The organism is Mesorhizobium sp. B2-3-12, from assembly GCF_006442205.1.
GTDB lineage: Bacteria > Pseudomonadota > Alphaproteobacteria > Rhizobiales > Rhizobiaceae > Mesorhizobium.
On sequence record NZ_VFVR01000016.1, the window covers coordinates 1 to 24,206 of the forward strand.

The 24,206-nt window shown below is 64.2% G+C and carries 27 protein-coding genes; 6 read left to right on the top strand and 21 right to left on the bottom strand.

Annotated features, from left to right (window positions below):
- Positions 1–86: 86 nt before the first annotated feature.
- On the bottom strand, positions 87–623 hold the full coding sequence (locus FJ948_RS27850) for a L,D-transpeptidase (protein ID WP_181173862.1): 537 nt from the start codon (positions 621–623) through the stop codon (positions 87–89).
- A 144-nt stretch (positions 624–767) separates the two neighbouring features.
- Here FJ948_RS27850 and FJ948_RS27855 point away from each other — a divergent pair, with 144 nt between their 5' ends.
- Both FJ948_RS27855 and FJ948_RS27860 read left to right on the top strand, forming a co-directional pair.
- A complete protein-coding gene (locus tag FJ948_RS27855; protein ID WP_140710149.1) occupies positions 768–1,451 on the top strand; it encodes a response regulator transcription factor in 684 nt (227 codons plus the stop codon).
- A 121-nt stretch (positions 1,452–1,572) separates the two neighbouring features.
- On the top strand, positions 1,573–2,028 hold the full coding sequence (locus FJ948_RS27860; RefSeq protein WP_140710151.1) for a cyclic nucleotide-binding domain-containing protein: 456 nt from the start codon (positions 1,573–1,575) through the stop codon (positions 2,026–2,028).
- Between the two features lie 63 nt (positions 2,029–2,091).
- On the opposite strand, the gene FJ948_RS27865 is transcribed toward FJ948_RS27860, so the two are convergent.
- The 7 genes from FJ948_RS27865 to tesB form a co-directional block, all read right to left on the bottom strand.
- On the bottom strand, positions 2,092–2,898 hold the full coding sequence (locus FJ948_RS27865; RefSeq protein ID WP_140710153.1) for an exodeoxyribonuclease III: 807 nt from the start codon (positions 2,896–2,898) through the stop codon (positions 2,092–2,094).
- A 74-nt stretch (positions 2,899–2,972) separates the two neighbouring features.
- The gene (locus FJ948_RS27870; protein WP_140710268.1) at positions 2,973–3,653 is read right to left on the bottom strand and encodes an outer membrane lipoprotein carrier protein LolA; all 681 of its coding nucleotides are present in this window, start codon (positions 3,651–3,653) and stop codon (positions 2,973–2,975) included.
- A 135-nt stretch (positions 3,654–3,788) separates the two neighbouring features.
- Positions 3,789–6,461, bottom strand: coding sequence for a DNA translocase FtsK (locus tag FJ948_RS27875; RefSeq protein ID WP_140710155.1), 2,673 nt, complete (start codon positions 6,459–6,461; stop codon positions 3,789–3,791).
- Between the two features lie 208 nt (positions 6,462–6,669).
- Positions 6,670–6,948, bottom strand: a complete 279-nt coding sequence (locus FJ948_RS27880; RefSeq protein ID WP_140710157.1) for a hypothetical protein — start codon at positions 6,946–6,948, stop codon at positions 6,670–6,672.
- Between the two features lie 328 nt (positions 6,949–7,276).
- Positions 7,277–8,632: an ammonium transporter gene (locus FJ948_RS27885; protein WP_140710159.1), complete on the bottom strand. Its 1,356-nt coding sequence runs from the start codon at positions 8,630–8,632 to the stop codon at positions 7,277–7,279.
- 31 nt (positions 8,633–8,663) lie between these two features.
- Positions 8,664–9,002: a P-II family nitrogen regulator gene (locus FJ948_RS27890; RefSeq protein WP_140710161.1), complete on the bottom strand. Its 339-nt coding sequence runs from the start codon at positions 9,000–9,002 to the stop codon at positions 8,664–8,666.
- Between the two features lie 237 nt (positions 9,003–9,239).
- Positions 9,240–10,100 carry an acyl-CoA thioesterase II gene (tesB, locus tag FJ948_RS27895; RefSeq protein ID WP_140710163.1) on the bottom strand — a complete coding sequence of 287 codons (861 nt, stop codon included), beginning with the start codon at positions 10,098–10,100 and terminating at the stop codon, positions 9,240–9,242.
- A 118-nt stretch (positions 10,101–10,218) separates the two neighbouring features.
- Between tesB and FJ948_RS27900 the strand changes: the two genes are divergently transcribed.
- Positions 10,219–11,478 (top strand): ubiquinone biosynthesis hydroxylase, encoded by a 1,260-nt coding sequence (locus FJ948_RS27900; protein ID WP_140710165.1) that lies wholly within the window; start codon positions 10,219–10,221, stop codon positions 11,476–11,478.
- Positions 11,479–11,533: 55 nt separating this feature from the next.
- Here FJ948_RS27900 and FJ948_RS27905 read toward each other — a convergent pair whose 3' ends face one another.
- The 3 genes from FJ948_RS27905 to FJ948_RS27915 all read right to left on the bottom strand — a co-directional run bounded on the left by FJ948_RS27905 (position 11,534) and on the right by FJ948_RS27915 (position 12,794).
- Entirely contained in the window at positions 11,534–12,064 is a 531-nt protein-coding gene (locus FJ948_RS27905) for a hypothetical protein (protein WP_140710167.1), read from the bottom strand.
- A 155-nt stretch (positions 12,065–12,219) separates the two neighbouring features.
- A complete protein-coding gene (locus tag FJ948_RS27910) occupies positions 12,220–12,576 on the bottom strand; it encodes a YciI family protein (RefSeq protein WP_140710169.1) in 357 nt (118 codons plus the stop codon).
- A complete protein-coding gene (locus FJ948_RS27915) occupies positions 12,573–12,794 on the bottom strand; it encodes a hypothetical protein (protein WP_140710171.1) in 222 nt (73 codons plus the stop codon). Before FJ948_RS27915 ends, FJ948_RS27910 begins: the two co-directional genes overlap by 4 nt.
- Positions 12,795–13,006: 212 nt before the next feature.
- On the opposite strand from FJ948_RS27915, the gene FJ948_RS27920 reads away from it, so the two are divergent.
- Complete coding sequence (locus FJ948_RS27920; RefSeq protein WP_140710173.1) at positions 13,007–13,432, top strand: OsmC family protein; 426 nt, start codon at positions 13,007–13,009, stop codon at positions 13,430–13,432.
- Between the two features lie 263 nt (positions 13,433–13,695).
- Here FJ948_RS27920 and FJ948_RS27930 read toward each other — a convergent pair whose 3' ends face one another.
- From FJ948_RS27930 to FJ948_RS27960, 7 genes are all read right to left on the bottom strand, one after another.
- The gene (locus FJ948_RS27930; RefSeq protein ID WP_140710175.1) at positions 13,696–14,325 is read right to left on the bottom strand and encodes a DUF480 domain-containing protein; all 630 of its coding nucleotides are present in this window, start codon (positions 14,323–14,325) and stop codon (positions 13,696–13,698) included.
- 65 nt (positions 14,326–14,390) lie between these two features.
- Positions 14,391–15,170: a succinate dehydrogenase iron-sulfur subunit gene (locus FJ948_RS27935; RefSeq protein WP_140710177.1), complete on the bottom strand. Its 780-nt coding sequence runs from the start codon at positions 15,168–15,170 to the stop codon at positions 14,391–14,393.
- Complete coding sequence (locus FJ948_RS27940) at positions 15,170–15,604, bottom strand: DUF3052 family protein (RefSeq protein ID WP_140710179.1); 435 nt, start codon at positions 15,602–15,604, stop codon at positions 15,170–15,172. Before FJ948_RS27940 ends, FJ948_RS27935 begins: the two co-directional genes overlap by 1 nt.
- A 2-nt stretch (positions 15,605–15,606) precedes the next feature.
- Positions 15,607–17,442, bottom strand: coding sequence for a succinate dehydrogenase flavoprotein subunit (sdhA, locus tag FJ948_RS27945; RefSeq protein ID WP_140710181.1), 1,836 nt, complete (start codon positions 17,440–17,442; stop codon positions 15,607–15,609).
- Positions 17,443–17,446: 4 nt separating this feature from the next.
- Positions 17,447–17,842, bottom strand: a complete 396-nt coding sequence (sdhD, locus tag FJ948_RS27950; RefSeq protein WP_023771889.1) for a succinate dehydrogenase, hydrophobic membrane anchor protein — start codon at positions 17,840–17,842, stop codon at positions 17,447–17,449.
- Complete coding sequence (gene sdhC / locus FJ948_RS27955; protein WP_140710183.1) at positions 17,842–18,258, bottom strand: succinate dehydrogenase, cytochrome b556 subunit; 417 nt, start codon at positions 18,256–18,258, stop codon at positions 17,842–17,844. Before sdhC ends, sdhD begins: the two co-directional genes overlap by 1 nt.
- A gap of 256 nt (positions 18,259–18,514) precedes the next feature.
- Complete coding sequence (locus FJ948_RS27960) at positions 18,515–18,940, bottom strand: hypothetical protein (RefSeq protein ID WP_140710185.1); 426 nt, start codon at positions 18,938–18,940, stop codon at positions 18,515–18,517.
- A 270-nt stretch (positions 18,941–19,210) separates the two neighbouring features.
- On the opposite strand from FJ948_RS27960, the gene FJ948_RS27965 reads away from it, so the two are divergent.
- The gene (locus FJ948_RS27965) at positions 19,211–19,573 is read left to right on the top strand and encodes a hypothetical protein (protein ID WP_140710270.1); all 363 of its coding nucleotides are present in this window, start codon (positions 19,211–19,213) and stop codon (positions 19,571–19,573) included.
- Here the strand turns inward: FJ948_RS27965 and FJ948_RS27970 are convergent.
- Positions 19,557–20,774, bottom strand: coding sequence for a GGDEF domain-containing protein (locus tag FJ948_RS27970; RefSeq protein WP_140710187.1), 1,218 nt, complete (start codon positions 20,772–20,774; stop codon positions 19,557–19,559). The genes FJ948_RS27965 and FJ948_RS27970 overlap by 17 nt on opposite strands.
- 76 nt (positions 20,775–20,850) lie before the next feature.
- On the bottom strand, positions 20,851–22,047 hold the full coding sequence (locus FJ948_RS27975; protein ID WP_140710189.1) for a GGDEF domain-containing protein: 1,197 nt from the start codon (positions 22,045–22,047) through the stop codon (positions 20,851–20,853).
- A 149-nt stretch (positions 22,048–22,196) separates the two neighbouring features.
- Between FJ948_RS27975 and FJ948_RS27980 the strand changes: the two genes are divergently transcribed.
- Positions 22,197–22,514, top strand: coding sequence for a hypothetical protein (locus FJ948_RS27980; RefSeq protein WP_140710191.1), 318 nt, complete (start codon positions 22,197–22,199; stop codon positions 22,512–22,514).
- Between the two features lie 37 nt (positions 22,515–22,551).
- Here the strand turns inward: FJ948_RS27980 and leuC are convergent, their stop codons facing one another.
- A complete protein-coding gene (gene leuC / locus FJ948_RS27985) occupies positions 22,552–23,961 on the bottom strand; it encodes a 3-isopropylmalate dehydratase large subunit (protein ID WP_140710193.1) in 1,410 nt (469 codons plus the stop codon).
- Positions 23,962–24,206 lie beyond the last annotated feature (245 nt).

Here is a 24,206-nt window from a genome sequence, read left to right on the forward strand (position 1 = left end):
GAGTAGGGGAGTAGGGGAGTAGGGGAGTAGGTTAAGGGAAAGCGGCCCGGATACACCCACTCTATTCCCCTATTCCTCTATTCCCCTCACCTCACCACCCTCACCACCGTCCTGTCCGACAGCAGCGGCAGGAGCCGCGCCATCGTACGCGCGGTCACCGCCACGCAACCTTCCGTCGGCGTGAATCCGGGACGCGCCAGGTGGAAGAAGATCGCGCTGCCGCGCGCGCGGCGGCGCGGCGCGATATTCCAGTCGAGCACCAGGCAGGCGTCATAGAGCCGGTCGTCGCGCCGCATGCGTTCGTGGCTGGCTCCGTAGGGTATCCTGACCGGTCTGTTGTAGTTGCGGTCGTCAGGCACTTCGCACCAGCCGAGATCCGGCCCGATCGGCGCCATCGCCAGGCGCGTTTTGCGGCCTGTGGCAAACTGATCTCCCCGGAAATAGCCCGCCAGAATGCGCATCGAAGCGAGCGGCGTGGCGCCGTCGCCCTCGCGCTTGCCGGCCGAGATCCCGCCGCGCCCCAGCGCGCACGAAAACACCGTTTTGCCGGCCTGCAGCAGGCCTTGGCTCGGGTGGCCGGGCCTCGCCCGCACGGTCAGCACGCGCAACCCTTTTGGCAAAATTGCGCCGGCTGCATTGCGATCGCGTTTTTTCTTGTATGATCGTGCCACGGAACAAATCACTGTGATCGGCTATTGTGCTGGCCAGCTTCCGCATAAATACGCAGCGGTCAACTGAATTCACTTTTCAAAACAACGGATTGATCCATGACCTCACGTACCATCCTGATCGTCGATGACGATGACGACCTGCGCGGCACGCTCGTCGAGCAGCTGTCCCTCTACGAGGAATTCGACGTGCTACAGGAAGCCACTGCGGCAAAAGGCGTCACCGCCGCGCGTGGCGGCCTCATCGACCTGCTCATCATGGATGTCGGCTTGCCCGACATGGATGGCCGGGAAGCGGTGAAAATCCTGCGCAAGGGCGGCTACAAGGCTCCCATCATCATGCTGACCGGCCACGACACCGATTCGGACACGATTCTGGGTCTCGAGGCCGGCGCCAACGACTATGTGACCAAGCCGTTCCGCTTCGCGGTGCTGCTTGCCCGCATACGCGCCCAATTGCGCCAGCATGAGCAGAGCGAGGACGCGACCTTCTCGGTCGGCCCCTACACCTTCAAACCCAGCCAGAAGCTGCTCATCGACCCGCGCGGCGGCAAGGTGCGGCTGACGGAGAAGGAAGCCTCGATCATCAAATATCTCTACCGTGCCGACCAGAAGGTGGTGACGCGCGACGTGCTGCTGGAGGAGGTTTGGGGCTACAATTCCGGCGTCACCACGCACACGCTGGAAACCCATGTCTACCGTCTGCGGCAGAAGATCGAGCGCGATCCTTCCAATGCGGAAATTCTTGTGACAGAAAGCGGCGGCTACAAGCTGGTTCCTTAAACATTTCATTATCCAATGAGCGGTCTGGGCGGGGCCGCTTCGGGTGCGATCCTGTTGGAGGGTATTCAGGATCGACTCGTGAAGGAGGGATTGGACTGACCGTTCGGGGACGCAGCTAGAGATGGCGTTGGATGACGACATCCGTATCCTGTCCGCCGTGAGGCTTTTCGAGGGCTTCACGCAGGAACAGTTGCGCCTGCTCGCCTTCGGTGCCGAGACCACTTTCGTGCAGGCGGGTCACAAGCTTTATCGCGAGGACGACGTGGCCGACTCGGCCTATGTCGTGGTCAGCGGGCGTATCGTGCTCTATCGCGAGCAGAATGGCGAGCGCCTCCCGATTGGCAAAGCCGGCCCCGGCACGATGCTCAGCGAGCTGGCGCTGATCGCCGACACCAATCGGCTGACCAGCGCTTCGGCCGAAATCGATTCGGAAGTGATAAGGCTGAGCCGCAAGATGTTCCGGCGCATCCTGGAGGAGTATCCCGATGTCGCGGTGAAGCTCCACCAGCGCATCTCCGACGAATTCCACGACATGATCCGCCGCATCGAGGAACTGGCCCCCCGCTTTTCGGGGTGAATTCTGAATCGTCGGTCGCAGCCTATCCTTCGACATCAGCCGAAGCCGCCATCCACCCTTGGGCTAATCCAGATCAAACCTGGCGATGACCGGCACATGGTCCGACGGCCGGTCCCAGCCGCGCGCCGCCCTCAGGATCTCGTAGCCGGTAAAATCGGGCACCAGGTTCGGCGACGACCAGACATGGTCGAGCCGCCGGCCGCGATTGGACGCCTCCCAGTCCTGCGCCCGGTAACTCCACCAGGTGTAGAGCTTCTGCTCCGGTGGCACGCTGTGCCGCATCAGGTCGACCCAACCGCCGGCCTGCCGCATCGCCTCGAAGTTTTCGGTCTCGACCGGCGTGTGGCTGACCACGTTGAGCAATTGCTTGTGCGACCAGACATCATGCTCCAGCGGCGCGATGTTGAGGTCACCGACCAGCACCGAGGCCGACATCTCGCCGTGCTCGGCCCGGATGGCGTTCATCTCGGCGACGAAATCGAGTTTGTGCCTGAACTTCCTGTTGATCTCGGGATTCGGCTCGTCGCCGCCAGCGGGCACGTAGAAATTGTGCAGCAGGATTGCCTTGCCGCCGGCGCGCACCGTCACCGACAGGTGCCGGCTGTCCTCGATGTCGCAGAAGCGGCGCCTTTCGACCACCTCGATCGGCCGCCGCGCCACCGTCGCCACGCCGTGATAGCCCTTCTGGCCATGGAAGGCGATGTAGGGATAGCCGACCTTGCGAAAGGCTTTTTCGGGGAACAGTTCGTCCGGGACCTTGGTTTCCTGCAGGCACAGCACGTCGGGCGCATATTCATCGAGCAGCCGTTCGATGATCGGCATGCGCAGGCGCACGGAGTTGATGTTCCAGGTCGCGATCGAAAAGGGCATGCGGCAAGGTCCGGCGAGAGATCGCCGAACTACTGCCAGCCACACGCCGGAAAGACAAGCGAGGCGACGAAAACCTACCTGGTTTTCGTATTCAACTCGCGGTTGGCCGTATAGTCGATGGCAAAAGTCTCGGCGGCGAAGCTGACACCTTCCTTGGTGTTGAAGATCATCACCGTGGTGTCCTTGCCCTGTGCGTCGGTGATCGTCCACTGGCGCAGATCATAGGTTTTCGGGTCGAACATCATGGTGATCATCGCATTGCCGAACACCGACTTGTCGGACAGCTTGATGGTGGTGAGGTCATCCTCTTCCTTGACGGACTTGACGCGGTTGCCCGAGAGGTCGATGCGATCGTCGAGCAGCAGCTTCAGCGGCGTCTTCGCCAGCGGATAAAGGTCCGACGTGTTCAGTTTCTTGTTGAGGATGACCACCGATTTGCCGTCGGAAATCACCCGGAAATTCGACGACCCGTCATAGTTGAAGCGAATCTTGCCCGGCCGTTCCAGGAAGAATTTGCCGCCGGTCTGCTCGCCCTTGGGGCCGAACTGGACGAATTCGCCGCTCATCGATTTGACCGAGGAGAAATGGTCGGCGATCTTCTGCGCCGCCGCCGGCACCGCTGCCTGCGCCGAGGCCAGCAGCTCGAAACCGGGCACCACGTTGAGGGCGGCGGCACCCGCCAACACCAGGCCGAGGCCAAGCAATTGGCGGCGTGTCGGGGCAAGATCGCTGAGCGCTGAAAGATCGTTTTTCATATCGGTCACTCTTGTCTGATTCCTGATTTGGTCGCTGTCGTGAACCCCCAGTTGGGCTGAAGTTTGGCGAGGCGATCGCTGCTCAGTCGCTTGAACGCGCCAGAAGGTTCAAAGTTGCCGCGAACTCCGCGTCCATCAGAATTTGTCGTCTTCGGTGGGCACCAGGATTTCGCGTTTTCCGGCATGGTTGGCCGGGCCGACAATGCCTTCCTTCTCCATCTTCTCGATGATCGAAGCCGCTCTGTTATAGCCGATGCCGAGACGCCGCTGTATATAGCTGGTCGAAGCCTTGCCGTCGCGCAGCACCACCGAGACCGCCTGATCGTAGGGATCGTCGGAATCCTCGAAATTGCCACCGCCTCCGCCGCCCGAACCGCCCTTGCCGGACGGCTCGTCGTCGTCCTCGCCGTCATCCTCGGTGATGGCGTCGAGATATTCCGGCACGCCCTGCAGCTTCAGGTGTCCGACGATCTTCTCGACCTCGTCGTCGGAGACGAACGGCCCGTGCACACGCTGGATGCGGCCGCCGCCGGCCATGTAGAGCATGTCGCCCATGCCGAGCAGTTGCTCGGCGCCCTGCTCCCCCAGGATGGTGCGGCTGTCGATCTTCGACGTCACCTGGAAGGAGATGCGGGTCGGGAAATTGGCCTTGATGGTGCCGGTGATGACGTCGACCGAGGGACGTTGCGTCGCCATGATGACGTGGATGCCGGCGGCGCGCGCCATCTGCGCCAGGCGCTGGACGGCGCCTTCGATGTCCTTGCCGGCGACCATCATCAGGTCGGCCATCTCGTCGATGATGACGACGATATAGGGCATCGGCTCGAGATCGAGATTCTCGGTCTCGTAGATCGCCTCGCCGGTCTGGCGGTCGAAGCCGGTCTGCACGGTGCGCGAGATCCTTTCGCCCTTCTTCTCGGCCTGTTGCACGCGCGCGTTGAACCCGTCGATGTTGCGCACGCCGACCTTGGACATCTTGCGGTAGCGGTCCTCCATCTCGCGCACGGTCCATTTCAGCGCCACGACAGCCTTCTTCGGGTCGGTCACCACGGGCGTGAGCAGATGCGGAATGCCGTCATAGACGGAGAGTTCGAGCATCTTCGGGTCGATCATGATCAGCCGGCATTCCTGCGGGGTGAGCCGGTAGAGCAGCGACAGGATCATGGTGTTGATGGCGACCGACTTGCCCGAACCGGTGGTGCCGGCGACCAGCACGTGCGGCATCTTGGCGATGTCGACGATAACCGCCTCGCCATTGATGGTCTTGCCCAGCGCCAGCGCCAGCTTGGCCTTCGTCGTCTCGAAATCGCGGCTGGCCATGATCTCTCTGAGATACACCGTCTCGCGCTTGGCATTGGGCAGTTCGATGCCGATGGCGTTGCGGCCCGGCACCACCGCGACGCGGCAGGCGATGGCGCTCATCGAGCGGGCGATGTCGTCGGAGAGGCCGATGACGCGCGATGACTTGATACCCGGCGCGGGTTCGAGCTCGTAAAGAGTGACGACCGGGCCCGGGCGAACGGCGATGATCTCGCCCTTGACGCCGAAATCCTCCAGCACGCCTTCGAGCAGGCGCGCGTTCTGCTCCAGCGCGTCCTTGGAAAGACTTGGGTCGCGCGCGACGTTCTTCGGTTCGGACAGGAAATGGAGCGACGGCATTTCGAACGTGTCCGAGTCGATCAGCGAGGTCTGCGCCTCGCGCTGGACGCGGCCGCCCGGAGCCGGGCGCGGTGCCGGCGCGGCCACACGCGTGGCGGCGTCGGAGCGGAACTGCTGGACCTTGGCGCCCGGCGACGCACGGCGCGCGACGACAGGCTCATCGTCGAGATCGACATCGTCCTCGCCGGTTTCGAAACGATCGTCGAAGACATCGTCGTCATCGGGATCGACGGAGACGCTGCGGTCATTGACCATGGCGGCGAAGAATTCCGGTTCGACACGGGCGCGCCCGTCATGGCTCATGCGCTGCTCGGCGAACTCGGCCGACTCGACCCGTTCGGCGGCGCGGCGCCAGGCGCTGGCGCGTGGCTCCATGTCGGGTTCGAACTCGTCGCGCTCCTGCCGGCGGCGGGCCGCGCGGCGATGCATCCACGCGCGGAAGGAAAGCCACCAATGGGTGATGGCGCCGAGCGCCAGTATGCCCTCGTCGCCCTCGTCCTCGTCGTTGTCGAACAGAAGCTCGTCCTCGCGCGGTTCCGCGGCGGCCGGTTCTTCCATCACGGCGAAGCCGTTCTTGCGCCCGATCAGCGCCGCGCCATAGGCGAACAGCCAGAGCGCGGGTGCCGCCAGCAACACCGCGAGCACGCTGGCGACCAGACCGGTCGGATAGCCGCCGATCAGGACACCGGGAATCTTGAGCACCATGTCTCCGAAGACGCCGCCGAGACCGGTGGGCAGCGGCCAGGTCTTGGGCGGAACGACGCAGCCGGCGATCGCGGCCGCGAGCAACGCGAAGCCGAACCAGAACAGCCCGCGCTTGGGCATCCGGTCGACGCCGCGCGCCGAAAACAGCAGATACCCCCAGATGACGGCTGGAACCAGCGCGGCAACGGCGGCAAGCCCGAAGAACTGCATGGCAAGGTCGGAGAAGACCGCGCCGGCATAGCCCATGGCGTTGGTGACGATGTTGGCGGTGGCATGCGAGAAGCTCGGGTCGGCGACGTTCCAGGTCGCCAGGCTGGCGACGGCGAAGGCCGCGAACGCGAACAGGCCGGCGCCGACCAGACGGCCGACCTGGCGCCGCGCGAATGCCTGGATGCCGTGCCCCGTATCGGTCAGCGCGAGCGGTGCTGAAGCCCCTGAACGCATGCTCTTCCCCGTCTGTGCGTGACTGGCCCGAGCGCATGACGCACTCCGGCAGATTCGGATGCCAGACTAGGCGTGGGAAGGTTAAGGGCGCATTAACTATAAGGCTGCCGGCGGCTGTCCTTTGGCATTGCCACCTTCTGGTGCCCGCACAGCACGAAAATGGCGGGCCCTTGCGGCCCGCCATCCATCCGTTGGCTTGGGCCGCGCGTTACTTGCTGGCGCCGCCGAGCATCTTCAAATTGGCGCAGAACTCGGCGTGCGGCTTGCTCATCGCCGCATCCTGGCATTCCTTCATCATGGCGTCCTGCTTCTCCTTCGGCATGGCCATGAAGGCCGCCTTGAACTCCTCCATCGGCTTCATGGTTTTCATGCCGGTATCGGTGAAGAACGGCGCCATATTGTCCGGCTCGTCCAGGGCACCGGCAAATGCAAAGCCGCTGACCATGGAAAGCGCGAGTGCCCCGAGGCAGATATTCTTGAGGTTCATGAGAAAAGTTCCTTCCCTGTGTTTAAAAACACGAGCGTCAGAACGACGATCGCCCCCATGATTTCGCGGGCAGGGCGGTCGATGTTTCCTCAGGAATCTTCATCACGCGAATGTGATTGCGCAAAGTCAGGTGAAGTCAGAACGGATTTCCAAAAAAGAGGCCCGGAGCGATCCGGGCCTCAAGGCGTGAACTCCTTGCGGGAGCGTCACGACGGGATGCTTTTCAAAGCAATCCGGGGAAAAGTGCTTTCGCTGTTTTCGTCGGGATTGCCTGGAGATATGGGGCCGACGGGAGGAGGGTTCCGCCGGCCCCGTGGCGAGGGATGCCTTACGGCACCACTTCGCCATGCTGGGAAATATCGAGGCCCTCGACCTCTTCCTGGGTCGTCGGACGCAGGCCGACCAGCGCCTTGACGATGTAGAGGATCACGAAGGTGGCGATCGCCGTCCACAGGATGGTGAAGACGATACCGTAGAGCTGCTTGCCGAGCGAAGCGCCCGACGACAGGCTGTTGATCGCCGGATCGGCGAGCACGCCGGTGAGCAACGCACCGACCACGCCGCCGACGCCATGCACGCCGAAGGCGTCGAGCGAGTCGTCATAGCCGAACATGTGCTTCACCTTGACCGCCGAGATGTAGCAGACCACGCCGGCGACGATGCCGACGATGAAGGCGCCGGTCGGGTTGACGAAGCCGGAAGCCGGCGTCACCGCGACGAGGCCGGCGACGGCACCCGAGATGATGCCGAGCACGGAAGGCTTCTTGGCTACGATCCATTCCGCGAACATCCAGGCCAAGGCCGCCGCGGCGGTGGCAACCTGGGTGTTGAGCATGGCAGCGCCCGCGAGGCCGTCGGCCGCCAGTTCCGAACCGGCGTTGAAGCCGAACCAGCCCACCCACAGCAGCGAAGCGCCGATGACCGAGTAGACCAGGTTGTGCGGCGCCATGTTGGTGGTGCCATAGCCTTCACGCTTGCCAAGCACCAGCGCGCAGACGAGACCCGCGACACCGGCATTGATGTGGACGACCGTGCCGCCGGCGAAGTCGAGAACGCCCGCGGCGCCGAGGAAGCCGCCGCCCCAGACCCAATGCGCGATCGGCGCGTAGACGACCAGCAGCCACAGCGCCATGAAGATCAGCAGCGCCGAGAACTTCATGCGTTCGGCGAAGGCGCCGGCAATCAGCGCCGGGGTGATGATGGCGAAGGTCATCTGGAACATCGAGAAGACGAATTCAGGAATGTTCGCCACGCCCGGCGCCCACAGCGTCGACGTGGTGATGCCGTGATGGAAGAACTTCGAGAAGCCACCGAGATAGGCATTCATGCCGCCGCCGTCGGAAAAGGCCAGCGAATAGCCGAACATGAACCAAAGCACCGTCACCAGGCAGGTGATGGCGAAGCTCTGCATGATGGTGGCGAGCACGTTCTTCTTGCGCACCATGCCGCCGTAGAACAGCGCCAGGCCGGGGATGGTCATCATCAGCACCAGCGCCGTCGAGGTCAGCATCCAGGCGGTGTTGCCCGTATCGAGCACCGGGGTCGGAGCAGCAGCCGGCGCGGCCGCCGCGGCAGCAGGTGCGGCTTCCTGCGCGAAGGCGGCGACGCTGCCCAACGCTGCCAGGGCAAGCGAACCCAGCAGGGCCGCCCGTCCCGTCGTCTTCAAGGTGGAAGGTATGTTCATTGAACTCTCCATTGGAATACGTGTTCGCCGCTCAGAGTGCGTCGGTGTCTGTTTCGCCGGTGCGGATGCGCACCGCCTGGTCGATGCCGAAGACGAAGATCTTGCCGTCGCCGATCTGGCCGGTCTTGGCCGCGGCGGTGATGGCTTCGACGGCCTTGTCGACCGTGTCGGCCGCGACCGCGACCTCGATCTTGATCTTCGGCAGGAAGGAGACCGCGTATTCCGCCCCGCGATAGATTTCCGTATGTCCCTTCTGACGCCCGTAGCCTTTGACTTCGGTGACGGTCAGGCCCTGGATGCCGACGGCGGTAAGCGCTTCGCGTACCTCGTCCAGCTTGAACGGCTTGATGATTGCCATCACGATTTTCATAAGGTTTCACCCTTTGCTGTTGCGGTCCCCCGCGTTTGCACACCTTCACCGATCCCGGAGGAGCCGGAGAGTGCCCCCAAGGATTCAAGCTCCGTGCCAAGTGCCGAAGCAGGGTGTTAACCTGTTGTAAACAAAGGGATCAGGGCGATCACAGCCAGTAGGTGCCAGGACTCATGGCAGGCTGTTTGCTTAAAAACTATGCAATTTCTTGAAATTGCATAATTTGCCGGCTTCTGCTCAACGCTTGAGCCGGATGAGCCCTTCCTGCGCCATCGAGGCGATCAGCGTGCCGTCGCGGGCATAGAGCGTGCCACGGCTGAAACCACGTGATCCCGAACTCGAGGGACTGTCCTGAGCATAGAGCAGCCAGCCATCGAGCGAATGCGGCCGGTGGAACCACATCGAATGGTCGATGCTGGCGGCCTGGATGTCGGGATCGAACAGGCCGCGCCCGTGCGCGAAGGTCGAGGTGTCGAGTAGCGTCATGTCGGAGAGGTAGGCGAGCAGCACCGACTGCAGCGCGCGGTCATCGGGGACGGGACCGGCCAGGCGGATCCAGACATTCTGTCGGGGCGGCAGCTTGTCGCGGCTTTCATAGTGCTGGAGATTGACGGGCCGCAGCTCCAGTGGCCGCTCGCGCGCCCAGAAGCGACGCACCGCCTCCGGCACCCGCTCGGCGGTTTCGAGCAGCTGGCGCTGCGTCTTCAGCCCTTCGGGCGGCGGCACGTCTTCGGGCAGCGCGAACTGATGCTCGAGCCCCTTCTCGTCGACCTGGAACGAGGCCTCCAGCGAAAAGATCGCCTGTCCGTGCTGGATCGCCAGCACGCGCCGCGTGGTGAACGAACCGCCGTCGCGGATACGGTCGACTTCGTAGATGATCGGCACCTTGATGTCGCCCGGGCGCATGAAATAGCCGTGCAGCGAATGCACGAAACGGTCCGGCTCCACCGTCCGCTGCGCCGCCACCAGCGCCTGGGCGATCGTCTGGCCGCCGAACACGCGCTGCCATTCCACCTGGGGGCTGCGACCACGATACAGATTGTGTTCCAGCCTCTCGAGGTCGAGAATGCGCAGAAGCTCGTCGATCGCCGCCGTCATTGTTTTGTGACCTCGCCGCAAAATTGCTATGGCGGTTTCCGACAGGAAGGACGAGCCGTCAAGGGCGCAAGCCCCGGCCGGCACGCCCAAAGGGTCGCCGAGAGAAGGAGCCAGGACAATGGAACGCAAGGCGGACGCCAAGACCAGATCCGGGCTCGATGTTCTCGTCGCCGGCGCCGGCTATGTCGGGCTGGCCGCGGCCGTTTCGCTGAAGCAGGCCCGCCCGGGCCTCGCCGTGGCACTGGTCGATGCCGCGCCTGCCGGTTCCTGGCAGAGGGATGGCCGTGCCTCGGCCATCGCCGCAGCCGCCTGCCGCATGCTCGACCAGCTCGGCGTCTGGGCCGAGATCGCGCCTCGGGCGCAGGCGATCACCGAGATGATCATCACCGATTCGCGCAGCGCCGATCCGGTCCGCCCGGTCTTCCTGACCTTCGGCGGCGAGGTGGCGCCCGGCGAACCCTTCGCGCATATGGTCGCCAACAGGGCGTTGAACGGCGCCTTGCGGGCCAAGGCCGAAAAACTCGGCATCGACATCATCGAAGGTGTGGCGGTGCAGGGTTTTGAGACCAGTGGCGCCGGCATCACTGTGCATCTGGCCGACGGCGCCGCCTTGACGGCGCGGCTGCTGGTCGCCGCCGATGGCGTCAATTCGAAACTGCGCGACATGGCCGGCATCAAGACGGTCAAGTGGGAATACGGCCAGTCCGGCATCGTCTGCACCGTGGCGCATGAACGTCCGCATAATGGCCGCGCCGAAGAACACTTTTTACCCGCCGGCCCGTTCGCCACGCTGCCGCTGAAACCCGACGAGGACGGCACCAACCGCTCGTCGATCGTCTGGGTCGAACGGGCGGAGGATGCCAAGGCGCTGGTTGAAGGCGACGATCTCGTCTTCGAGCATGAACTCGAACAGCGCTTCGGTCTCAAGCTGGGAGAGATCCGCGTCGCGGACAAGCCGCGCGCCTGGCCGCTCGGCCTGACCATCGCGCGCGCCTTCGTCGCGCCACGCGTCGCGCTTGCCGGCGACGCCGCCCACGGCATCCATCCGATCGCCGGCCAGGGCCTCAATCTTGGCTTCAAGGATGTTGCGGCCCTTGCCGAGGTGATCGTCGAGGCCGACCGGCTCGGCCAGGACATCGGCGCGCTCGACGTGCTGGAGCGCTACCAGCAATGGCGCCGTTTCGACACCGTGCAGATGGGCGTCACCACCGATGTGTTGAACCGGCTGTTTTCCAACGACATCACCCCGCTGCGCACCGTGCGCGACATCGGCCTCGGCCTCGTCGAGCGCATGCCGCGCCTGAAGGAGTTCTTCATCCGCCAGGCCTCGGGACTGTCGGCCGGCACGCCGAGACTGCTGAAGGGCGAGGCGATCTGACCGTCTCGCTGACGACGCAGCGGGCGTTTCGCGCCAATCGCCGGGGCCAGCGATCTCAGTTCACCTCGAACCCGAGCTTCTGCCTCAGCCGCAGCATGCGCTGGTCGGGTATCTTCAGGCTCTGCTCTCCGCCCTGAGCCACCCGGTTCAGCATCTGCAGCAGATCGTCCCGTTCGCTCGGGTCGAGGCGTTCGCGCAGGAAGGGTGCCAGCTTGTCGATGACGATGGTGGCGTCGTCTATCTGCGTCGCGGCCCACTTGGCATAGACAACCGCCTCGTCGGTCTTCTTCGGCCCGGCCGCGATCTGCGAGATCACCTCGCGAATGACGGCTTCGCGCCGCGGCAGAACCGGGCCGTCTTCGGAAACCATCGCGGTGATCAGCGTCGCGGCGGCCACCACCGGATCGTCGATCGCCGTCAACGGCGACAGCGCCGCCTGCTTGCGCAGTTTCTTGCGCCTGATGTTGCCTTGCACGCGCCCGACGACATCGGCGACCTCGCGCGCGGCGTCGTTCATCGCCTTCATCCGGTACCACCAAAACGCCGCCGCGCCCAGTGCGCCAAGGATAGCAATCAGGAAAGGCATATCGAACCCCCGAAATCCGGGTGACGATAGGAGAACTATCCCGTTGCTTCAACACGCAAGAGTTGCTTCCGGCGAAGAAAATTCAATTCACGGAAGGTGAAGCTTAGGCGGATAAACAAGCTTTGCCCACGTGCCGCAAGCAACGCCGGCTCTGGCTATGACCCCGGTATGTCGTAGATCGCCCGAACCTCGACCGTGCCGAGTTCGGCCAGCGGAATGCCGGCGGCGATGTCCAGCGCCTCCTCGAGAGTGCCGGCCTCGACCATCACGAAGCCGAGCAATTGTTCCTTGGTCTCCGCGAAGGGACCATCGGTGACCAGGCGCTTGCCCTTGCGCCGCCGCACCGACTTCGACGTCCCCACCGATTGCAGCGCCTGCGCGATGATCAGCTTGCCTTGCTGATCCAGCGACCTGTCATAGGCGAGCGAATCGGCGTCGAGCTTGGCCCCGCGTTCCGGGGTCAGTGCATGGAGGTCTTTTTCCTTACCATAGACGAGCAAGACATATTTCATTTCATGCTCCCTTCCTCTGACGAACCATAGGATGCGGCGACAACCATGTCAGTCTTGCCCGCGGCCGCATGATCGAGAAGGCATGCCGCGGCCACAATGATGGCAACGGCCGCCAGCAGCCGGCCGAAGCCGGACGCCGGCGGATTCAGCCAGAAGTCTTCCTGTCGCTCAGGCCCGCGGCCCGGCCTCGTCCACAACGCGAAAAACAGATTGTCCATGAAATCCTCCCATCAGGCCACAGCCCGTGGCCACCCGCAGGACGGCCGGCCCGGATGGAAGCCGACATTTTTGCGCGCATATTTTTCCGCGAGGGAAGGTGCCGTCATCGTGCCGTGGTGCAAACAGCGCAGTGGTCTTCGCGCGCGCCCGCGCTATAGTTGACCGGACGCCGGCTCACCCGAGACAAATCACGACAACCCAGGAGGACTCCATGGACCGCACCGCAAACGCCGTCTGGAAAGGCAATTTGAAAGAGGGCAAGGGCACGCTCGACACCCAGAGCGGAACCCTGAAGGGGACACCCTATTCGTTCAAAGCGCGTTTCGAGGACGAAAGCGGCAAGTCCGGCACCAATCCGGAAGAGCTGATCGCCGCCGCCCATGCCGGCTGCTACGCCATGCAGCTCTCGCATTTCCTGGCCGAGAACGGCACGCCGGCGCAAGAACTCGACGCGAAGGCCGTGGTCACCCTGGTTCCCGGCACAGGCATCACCGGCAGCGCGATCACGCTGGTCGGCAAGGTGCCCGGCATCGATGCGGCGAAATTCAAGGAGCTGGCCGAGAAGGCCAAGGCCGAATGCCCGGTCTCCAAGGCGCTCGGCGCCATAAACGTATCGCTCGACGCCAGGCTGGGCTGATCGAAAGCTGGCGCCGCCCCTCACCTGCCTGCCCGTCCTTCGCTGCGCTGCAGTTACGGAGGGTAAACCGGCATCCTCTCCCGTATAGGGACGGGGAGAGGGGCGCTGTCGTCGATCGCTTCGCCAACCGCCAACGCCTCCGAAAGAGGGCCGGCGCTGAAGCTTCCCTTTCTCCCCGTCTCTATACGGGGAGAAATGTCCGGCAGGACAATGAGGGGCGGCGCAAACCTCGGCCGTGCACAAACCGGCTGCTGCAGGCAGCCTTACCCGCCCGGGGCGTCAAGCCGGGCGCGCAGAGCCGCGACTTCCTGCTCCAGTGCTTCCACCCTGGCTTCAAGGTCGGAAACGGGCACGGCCGAAGCACCGCGTTGCGCGGATAGTGCAGCCACGTCCACAGGCCCGGCAAGCAGATGCACATAGCGGTCCTCGCGCTGGCCCGGTCCGCGCGGGATTTCCTGGATCAGCGCCGGCCGCCGGCCGATCAGCATGTCGAGTTCAGCGCGCAGATCCTCGATCGACGAGAACCGCGCCATGCGTTCGCTCCGCGCCAACAGCTCATGCGCCGTCTGCGGTCCGCGCAGCAAGAGCAGGCCAAGCAAGGCGGTCTGCGGCGTGGTCAGCGAAAAGCGCTGCGCCATCTGATGCTCGTAGCGCTCGACGCGCGAACCGAACATCTGCCGCACCAGCCCTTTCTGCTCGAGCAGCTTCAGCGCCCTGTGCACCTCCGTCTGTTCCAGCGCCATGACAGGCTCGCGCGCCGTCTTCTGGTTGGCGGCGGCAAGTGCCGCATTGAGCGTCAGCGGATAAACATCAGGCGTCAGCTCCTTCTTCTCGATCAGGCAGCCAAGCACCCGGGCTTCGGCCGGAGAGAGGATGGGAAGGTCTTCGCTCATTGAGATTGCTATCCTTTCGAAGGCCGGAGGGACAGCGACGCGGCCTACTCTATAACCGCACCGGGCTAAACCCGTCTCTCCACCATCATCTTCTTGATCTCGGCGATCGCCTTCGCCGGGTTCAGCCCCTTCGGGCAGGTCTGGGCGCAGTTCATGATGGTGTGGCAGCGGTAGAGCCGGAACGGGTCTTCGAGATTGTCGAGCCGTTCCCCCTTGGCCTCGTCGCGGCTGTCGATCAGCCAGCGATAGGCCTGCAGCAACGTCGCCGGGCCGAGATAGCGGTCGCCGTTCCACCAGTAGCTCGGACATGAGGTGGAGCAGCAGGCGCACAGGATGCATTCGTAGAGCCCGTCGAGCTTTTCGCGATCCTCATGGCTCTGCAGCCATTCCTTGGCCGGCGTCGGCGACATCGTCTTCAGCCATGGCTCGATCGAGGCGTGCTGGGCATAGAAATTGGTGAGGTCGGGCACCAGGTCCTTGATCACCGGCATATGCGGCAGCGGATAGATCTTGATCGCGCCCGATATGTCGTCGCAGCCCTTGGTGCAGGCGAGCGTGTTCGAACCGTCGATGTTCATGGCGCAGGAACCGCAAATGCCTTCGCGGCAGGAGCGGCGTAAGGTCAGCGTCGGGTCGATCTTGTTCTTGATCCAGAGCAGCGCGTCGAGCACCATCGGCCCGCAATCGTCCATGTCGACGAAATAGGTGTCGATGCGCGGGTTCTCGTCATCGTCGGGCGACCAGCGATAGATGCGGTATTCCCGCAGGTTGGTGGCACCCTCCGGCTTCGGCCAGGTCTTGCCCTGCTGGACCTTCGAATTCTTGGGGAGCGTGAGTTCGACCATTACCTCAGGTCCTTTCGGATGACGAGCTTCAGCCCGGACCAGATTTCGTTCACGGCGGCGACCTTGACGTCGACAAGATCGAGCTTGAGCGCTTCGGCGCGGACAACGCCCTCGGTGACGTCGGTGGCCACCTTGGAGGCCTTCTTCGGCCAGGACACCCAGACCATGCCGTCGCGCTTGATCGCCGCCTCGACGGTGCCGAGGCGATCCTCGATCTCGGCGCGCTGTCGGGTGAAAGCGTGAACGGCGTCGTATTTGAGAGTTGCGCCCGAAATCTCGGACCATTCGGCGAGCCGATCGACCTCGGCGAAATCGACGGCTTCGGTGAGGTCCGCGAGTTCGGACGGCAGCGCGATGAAAGCGGCAACCATGCCGTCCTTCAGGCCGAGCTTGGCCGGAAGGGGCGTGCCGGAATGTCCCGCCGCCATCGCCATCGTCAGTACACCCTCGCCTTCGGCGCGATCTTGGCGAGGCTGATGCCGCCGTCCTTTTCGGCCACCAGCGGCTCGGTGTGCACCGGCCGGTAGGTCAGCGTCACCTTGCCGTCCTCGCCGAGATGGGCGAGCGTGTGCTTGCGCCAGGTGGCGTCGTCGCGGGCGGAGAAATCCTCGCGCGCATGCGCGCCACGGCTCTCCTTGCGCGCCTCGGCGCCATAGACGGTGGTGATGGCGTTGGCCATCAGGTTTTCCAGTTCCAGCGTCTCGACTAGGTCCGAATTCCAGATCATCGAGCGGTCGAAGACCTTGACGTCCTTGAGTTCGGTCCAGATTGCCGAAATGCGCTTGCAACCGTTTTCCAGCGATTCCTGCGTGCGGAACACGGCTGCGTCCTCCTGCATCGCCTTCTGCATCTTCTCACGCAACACCGCCGTCGGCGTCGAGCCATTGGCGTGGCGCAGCCGGTCGAAGCGGTCCATGATCCTGTCGACCGAAGCCTGGTTGGGCGAAGGGATCGCCGCCTTGCGGTCGATGACCTGACCGGCGCGGATCGCCGCGGCGCGGCCGAACACCACCAGGTCGATCAGCGAGTTGGAGCCCAGCCGGTTGGCGCCGTGCACGGAGGCGCAGCCGGCCTCGCCGACCGCCATCAGGCCGGGTGAGACCCGGTCGGGGTTTTCGGCGGTCGGGTTCAGCACCTCGCCCCAGTAATTGGTCGGCACGCCGCCCATATTGTAGTGCACCGTCGGCAGCACCGGGATCGGCTCCTTGGTCAGATCGACGCCGGCGAAGATTTTTGCCGATTCCGAAATGCCCGGAAGCCTTTCGTGCAGCACCGCCGGATCGAGGTGATCGAGGTGGAGGAAGATGTGGTCCTTGTTCTTGCCGACGCCACGGCCCTCGCGAATCTCCAGCGTCATGCAGCGCGAGACGACGTCGCGCGAGGCGAGGTCCTTGGCCGACGGCGCGTAGCGCTCCATGAAGCGCTCGCCCTCGGAGTTGACGAGGTAGCCGCCCTCGCCGCGCGCGCCCTCGGTGATCAGGCAGCCGGCGCCGTAAATGCCGGTCGGATGGAACTGCACGAACTCCATGTCCTGCAAGGGCAGTCCGGCCCGAGCCGCCATGCCGCCGCCGTCGCCGGTGCAGGTATGCGCCGAGGTGGCGGAGAAATAGGCGCGCCCATAGCCGCCGGTCGCCAGCACCACCATCTTGGCCGAGAAGCGGTGGATGGTGCCGTCGTCGAGATTCCAGGCCACGACACCGGTGCAGGTGCCGTCGGGCTCCATGATCAGGTCGAGCGCGAAATACTCGATGAAGAACTGCGCGTTGTTCTTCAAGGACTGGCCGTAAAGCGTGTGCAGGATGGCGTGGCCGGTGCGGTCGGCGGCGGCGCAGGTGCGCTGCACGGGCGGGCCGTCGCCATAGTTCATCATGTGGCCGCCGAACGGCCGCTGGTAGATCTTGCCCTCTTCGGTGCGCGAGAACGGCACGCCGTAATGTTCGAGCTCGTAAACCGCCGCCGGCGCCTCGCGCACCATGTATTCCATGGCATCGACATCGCCCAGCCAGTCAGACCCCTTGACGGTGTCGTACATGTGCCACTGCCAGGAATCCGGGCCCATGTTGGACAGCGAGGCGGCGATGCCGCCTTGCGCGGCGACCGTATGCGAGCGGGTCGGAAACACTTTGGTGATGCAGGCGGTGCGCAAGCCCTGTTCGGCCATGCCGAGCGTGGCGCGCAGGCCGGCCCCCCCGGCGCCGACGATGACCACGTCGAACTTGTGGTCGACAAAGGTGTAGCCCGCCGTGCCGGCTGATTTCGTGTCCTGGGCCAAGACTTCAGCCTCCGAATGCCAGTTTCAGCAGGGCGAAGAGCGAGGCGACGCCGACCGCTATGGTGAAGAATGTATTGAGGGCGATCAACGCCAGCTTCATGCCTTCGCCATGCACATAGTCCTCGATGATCACCTGCATGCCGATCCGCATGTGATAGAGCGGCGAGATGAGCACCAGGGCCATCACCAGGGCCACGAACGGGTTGGCGAGCGCTGCCCGTACCTGCGCATAGCCGGCGCCGTTGAGCGCGATCAGAAAGCCGGTGAAAAACAGGATCAGCGGGATGTTGGCGATCGCCGTCAGTCGCTGGCGCCAGAAATGTCCGGTGCCCTCGCGGGCCGAGCCCAGGCCGCGCACCCTGGCGAGCGGGGTGCGCATGTCCGTGTTTTTCGCACTCATCACAAAGCTCCCCGCGCCATGTAGCCGGCGATCCAGATCAAGAGCGTGAGCGGAACCGAGCCGGCAAGCGTCGCCCAGGCGATCTTCGAGGCCGTGTGCTTTTCAAGGCCGGCGCCGGTGTCCCAGATCAGATGGCGGACACCGCCCAGCATGTGATGCATCAGCGCCCAGGTGTAGCCGAACAGGATGAGCCGGCCGAGCCAGGTGCCGAAGGCCCAGTTCACCCAGTCGAAGGCACCCTGCGAACTCGCCGCTGCCATCAGCCAGACGGCGACCAGCAACGTGCCGAAATAAAGCGCGCCGCCGGTGATGCGATGGACGATCGACATCGTCATTGTGATCGGCGGCCGGTAGACGCTCAGGTGCGGCGAAAGCGGCCTTTCGCGTCTGGCTTGGGTGGCTGGTGATTTGCTCATGGCTGCCCCAGTTCGGCGTCTCCCGCCTCAGGAGGAAATGCGGCGTTGCCGCTTCCGGTTGTGACTTCGGACAGCCGGTTTCTAATGCTCTTTTTGCACCGCGTCAAAGCCAGAAAACCGTTTCGAAAACGTAATTTAGTCTGACTAAAAGGCCGCATGCGGCTTCAATCGATTAGCGACTCAACACCCCAAGCCGGCTCGATATCGCTGCAGTGCAGCATGTCTGGCCCAGGGCGCTGCCGTGCCGGAATTTGCTTCAGCGGGTGCAGGTCTGCGGCGTCGACCCTCTCTTCATCACCAGCGCCTCGCGTCCGTCGATCACGATTGCGTCATGCGTCACCGCCTGGTAGCGGCTGCTCTGGTTGGCAGGCGACGCCGCGAACTCCTCGATCGCGCCTTCCTGTCCCACCACGCGCAGCGACGTGCCGAGATTCTGGATGGTGATCGTGCCGCCATTACCGCATCTGTAGGTGGCCGTGCCCGTGGTGATACGCGGCGCGGTAAGGTCCGTGGTTATCTTGGTCGCCGGTGGCGCCGGCTGCTGCGGGGCAGGAACAGCTGGCGACACCACCGGGGGCACCGCGTTCGCTGCCTTGGGGGCCCCGCCTTCCGGCACGCAGGCACCTGCCGCCAGAAGCAGCGGAATGACGAACGAGACCCGAACCTGTCGGCCAGACATCATGTGCTGCCCCCCTCTCATGCGCGGGCACGCTAGCCACGCGGCGCGTCAATATCAAGTTCACCCGGGATTCGACCAGGCCACGCGGCCGCTCTGAAAATCGGCGGTTCGAACGCGGTCGCAGCAAAAATTAACCATGTTCATTAAGAAACGGCCATCTAGCCGCGCCTCCTCTTAACAAAGGTTAAGAAAGGGTTAATTTCCGATTCGGACCAGATCGGGGCGCGATCTCTCTCGCGCCGGCAAAGGGAGAGCGACATGGCTTCCAAATCAGTGCGGACCAAATCAGTGCGGACAAGTCTCGCGGCCGTCACGATGGCGGCACTTGCGGTTACGGTGGCCGCGCCGGCGCAAGCCGGCATGCGGCACCATGACCGCGTCTACGCCGATTCGTTCGGCAATCTCGTCATTGACAGCGCCGCCGGCTACAAGCGCATCATCGTCGGCGAAGGCAAGCTGGCCAAGCAACTGTCGGACTACACCAGCGCCGGCCAGCCCAAGGTGGTCTACCAGAACGAATCCGACGACATATCGGGCGACGGCGACTGCTATCGCGCGCCCGTATTCGTCAAGGGCCGCTCCTATATGTACGGCCTTTCCGAAGGCGAGATGCCGCAGCTCAGCCCCTGCCGCTGATACGGGCCAGGCCGGCTTTTACCACGGCCAGCCCATCGGCCGGCCCCGTGGAGACACGCACGCAGTCGCGCCCGGCATTCTTTGCCAGGTAAAGCGCTTCATCCGCACGCCGCATCAGGTCGGAGACACCCTCGCCCGCGTGAAGTTCGGCAATGCCGAAGCTCGACGTGCAGCGGCTGTCGGCCGGCAGCCCGTTGACGGCCAACGCCCCGAATGCGTTGCGGGTGCCTTCCGCGAACAGTCGGGCGGCTGCGAGATTGGCTCCCGTCAGGATAACGGCGAATTCCTCGCCGCCGATGCGGCCGACCACGTGGTGGGCCTCGGCCGCCTCTCGCAGCAGGCCGGCGAAGGCCTCGATCACCCGGTCGCCGGAGGCATGGCCGAAGCTGTCATTGATGGTCTTGAAATGATCGAGATCGGCAATGACGATTGCCACCGGCATGCCGAGCCGTGTGGCGCCGTGGACGGCCAGTTCCGCGTGCCGTGTGAACCCGCCACGGTTGAGCAGGCCCGACAGCGTATCCACTTCCGACTTCGACGTCGCGTCGGCAAGCACGTCGCGGACCAGAACGGCCAGCATCAGCAGCGCCAGCGCCAGCGCGAAGACTGTGCCGAGCGATTGCGACACCAGCGCGTAATTGCTTTGCAGATAGGCCTGCGGATTGGCGCCCCAGCCGCCGAGCGCATGCGCGATGAACGGCTTTGAGGCAAATTGCAGCCCGCTGGCCGCCAGCACCGCCATCAGGATCAGATCGAGCCGACCCCGGCTTTGCCTCGACCGCCAGACGATGCCCAGGCCGACGAACTGCATGACGGCGTAGGGAAGCTGGTAGGCCATCATGCGGGTAAGCGACTGGCGCGGCAGATCCTGCACGAAATGGACCGCGATGGTGGCGGCGACCAGGAAGAACAGCATCGGCGTCCAGGGCGGCGCCACGCCGTATTTGCGGGCAAGCCCGCCATTGAAGGCAATGGTGGCGCCAAGGAAAACGGCGAAGGCGGCAACCACCGGAAGCCGCGCGTCACTGAAGGCGGGAATGCTGAATTCGATGGCCGAATAGGCCATGCCCAGGACGTAGCCCGCCGCCAGCCAGCGCGCCGGCGCGCGGCCGACCTCGTGGAAGGAAACCGCCATGAAGGATGCCGCCAGCAGGCCGGCAACCGCCAGGTTGATCAACAGGATGAAGTTGGCGCCGCTCATATATCCTCAAACCCCCGCCGACAGCTAACCATCGACGGGCGAAAAAGACGTTAACGCCAGGCGCGGACGCCCGCGGTCAGCCAGCCTTGAGCGGCTCCGGCCCGAACACCGTCTCCGGGCGTTCGTAGGACAGTCGCACGCTGTCGCGGCCGTTCTTCTTGGCCTTGTAGAGCGCCTCGTCGGCCCGGCGCATCAAGGGCTCCAGCGTCTCGTCGCCGCTGCGGGCGGCCACGCCAAAGCTGGCGGTGACCTTGGTACCGGCGGGAAGCCCGTCGACGCCGCCGGCCGAATAGAGTGTGCGCACCGCCTCGGCGAAAAGGCGCGCGGCGGCGAGATCCGTCAGCGGCAGGAGCACGGCGAATTCCTCGCCGCCGATGCGCCCAGCGGCACCCCGGGCCCCCGTGGCCGAGCGCAGCTTGGCGGCGAAGTCCGCAATCACGCGGTCGCCTGCGGCGTGCCCGTGCACGTCGTTGAGGGCCTTGAAATGGTCGAGATCGGCCAGCACCAGCGCCACCGGGAATTTGGCGATGGCGCAACGCTGCAGCAGCATGGCGGCGCGTTCCTCGAAACCTCGGCGGTTGAGCAGTCCCGACAGCGGGTCGGTAAAGGTTTCCGTCTTCAGCGCCTTCATCACGTCGAGCGCCGCGGCGGTGAAGAGGCAAAGCGCGATCAGCAGGGACAGCAGCGCGTGCGACAACAGCGCCGTCGTCCAGTAGGACGATCCGTAGAAGCCGTCATAGCTGACGAATGGCCCGTGCGCGATGATGACCGCCAGCGTGCGCACGAAGAAATTGACGCCGGACAGCAGCGACAGCACGAACAGGATCATCTCCGTCGGGCCATTGTTGCGCACCGGGCGCAGCTCGGCGGCGACCAGCAGGCTGATGCCGCCGAAGCCGAAATTAATCGCCAGGATGCGCCAGGTGAGATCCGGCGTGACGAAAAGGAACCACGCGAAGGCGGCAAGGCCGCCGCCCGCCAGAGCGGCGATCCCGACAGCGGGCACCTTCCTGCCATAGCGGGCGATGATGGCGCCGGACAGGCAGCAGGCAGCGATGGTGAAGCAGATGTTCGACACCAGCTTGGTCAGCGCCACCCCGATCGGCAAGGTGAAATACTGGAACAGGAAGCCTGGCGCCGAGACGCAGTAGCTCACGGCCAGCACTGCCAGATAGGGCCGATGGCGCTGATAAAACCACAGCACGAGGAACGCCGCGCCGAGCGCCAGCGCGATCGTCGGATTGAGCAACGCTATGAACAGGCCAGTGTCCAAAGGACGGCGACTTCCCTTCGCTTGACGTCACGGAAGACCTTAGAGAGCAACACCAAACAAGCCGTTAAGCCTGCCTGTCGGCCTCGTATGCTTTGCGGGAACCCGGTGCTGTCGGAAGCGTTCCTGAGTTCACAATCCAGGAGCAGGGCATGGCCGACACGATCACCTTGACCGACCACGATGCAATCCGTTCTTGGGCTGCCGGGCGCGCTGGCTTTCCGGCAATCGTCGACATATCGCCCGAGGCTGGAACGCAGCCCATGCTGAGGCTGGTCTTCGGTCAGCACGCCTATCAGGACCAGGACCAGCCGGAGCGGCCCGTCAATGCCGGCGGCTATGAGCTTGTCGAATGGGAGGAGTGGTTCAAGATCTTTGACGAAGAGCAGCTGGCGCTCGTGGTGGCGGCGGACGAACCCGGGCGCCGCGAGGAATTCCACGAGCTCATACGGCGCGATAGGAAGGTCTGACCCGAACCCTCAAGGCTCGGGCCAGGCCCAGCCTGGCTTATTTCCAGTCGCGGATGTCGACGAAGTGGCCGGCAATCGCCGCCGCCGCCGCCATGGCCGGCGACACCAGATGGGTGCGGCCCTTGAAGCCCTGCCGGCCCTCGAAATTGCGGTTCGAGGTCGAGGCGCAGCGTTCATGCGGCTTGAGCCGGTCGTCGTTCATGGCCAGGCACATGGAGCAGCCCGGCTCGCGCCAGTCGAAGCCGGCGGCGCGGAAGATCTTGTCCAGCCCCTCGGCTTCCGCCTGTTCCTTGACCAGGCCGGAGCCCGGCACGATCATGGCATCGACATGCGGGCTGACCGTCTTCCCTTCGACCACCTTGGCGACGGCGCGCAGATCCTCGATGCGGCCATTGGTGCAGGAGCCGATGAAGACGCGGTCGAGCGTGATGTCGGTGATCTTGGTGCCCGGCGTCAGCCCCATATAGTCGAGCGCGCGGATCTTTGAGGTGCGCTTGTTCTCGTCCGTGATCTCTTCCGGATTGGGGACGACGCCTTGCACCGAAACCACGTCCTCGGGCGAGGAGCCCCAGGAGACGATCGGCGGCAGCTTGGCCGCGTCGAGCACGATCACCTTGTCGAAATGCGCCCCTTCGTCCGACTGCAGCGTCTTCCAGTATTCGAGTGCCGCATCCCACGCAGCGCCCTTGGGCGCGCGCGGCTTGTCCTTGACGTAGGCGAAGGTCGTCTCGTCGGCGGCGATCAGGCCGGCGCGCGCGCCGCCTTCGATCGACATGTTGCAGATCGTCATGCGGCCTTCCATCGACAGCGCGCGGATCGCCTCGCCGGCATATTCGATGACATAGCCGGTACCGCCGGCGGTGCCGATCTCGCCGATGATGGCAAGGATGATGTCCTTGGCTGTGACGCCTTCCGGCAGCACGCCGTCGACGCGCACCAGCATGTTCTTGGCCTTGCGCTGGATCAGCGTTTGCGTCGCCAGCACGTGCTCGACCTCGGACGTGCCGATGCCATGCGCCAATGCTCCAAAAGCACCGTGCGTGGAGGTGTGGCTGTCGCCGCAGACGATGGTCATGCCGGGCAGCGTAAAGCCCTGCTCGGGACCGATGATGTGGACGATGCCCTGGCGGATATCGTTCTCGGAATAGTATTCGACGCCGAAATCCCTGGCATTCCTGGCCAGCGCCTCGACCTGGATGCGGCTTTCCTCGTTCTTGATGCCGAACTTGCGCTCGGGCGAGGTCGAGACATTGTGATCGACCACGGCCAGCGTCTTTTCAGGATGGCGGACTTTTCGGCCGCTCATGCGCAGGCCTTCGAAGGCCTGCGGGCTGGTCACTTCATGGACGAGGTGGCGGTCGATGTAGAGCAGGCAGGTGCCGTCGTCCTGGCGGTCGACGACATGGTCGTCGAAAATCTTGTCGTAGAGGGTGCGCGGTGCGCTCATGTGCGTAAATCCGTCGATATGAGAATGGGAAAGAGCTGATGCCGCAAGCGCGCGGCCGACCGTCAGGGATCAGCGAAGTCGGCTGGTGAGGGCGCCGGACACGCGCGCGGAAAAGCGCGACGGCAGGCGTTTTCTGTCCTGCAGCACGAATCCCTTGTAAGCCGGATCGCCAAAAAGCTCTTCCATGGCGGGGTAGATAGCAATGTTTTGGCTTTTCGGCAATTGCGGCGTGGCGCCAGCGCCTC